This window comes from Sphingomonas sp. 10B4 (assembly GCF_035019905.1).
Lineage (GTDB): Bacteria > Pseudomonadota > Alphaproteobacteria > Sphingomonadales > Sphingomonadaceae > Sphingomonas > Sphingomonas glacialis.
Genome location: NZ_JASJVC010000530.1, coordinates 1 through 241, shown reverse-complemented (window position 1 = coordinate 241; position 241 = coordinate 1). Strand labels below are relative to the sequence as shown.

Below are 241 nucleotides of genomic sequence, written 5' to 3'. Positions count from 1 at the left end.
AGGCAAGAGCGAGGGCGTGCGCTTTGCATTCACGCACGATATCAAGGATGCCGCCGGCAGCCTGATACAAGACGGCAAAATGTACGTCTTCACCACGCGCGCCGATACCATCATGGGCGTGACTTTCTGCGCCGTCGCAGCCGAGCATCCGCTGGCGACCCTCGCAGCAGAAGATAATCCGGCCTTGGCCGCCTTCATCGAAGTTTGTAAAGCCGGTGGTACCAGCGAAGCCGAAATGGCG

Annotated in this window: 1 protein-coding gene; it reads left to right on the top strand. The window is 59.8% G+C overall.

Annotated elements, in window-relative coordinates:
* The coding region (locus QN347_RS20755) for a hypothetical protein (RefSeq protein WP_323494539.1) at positions 1-241 on the top strand (241 nt) is incomplete at both ends.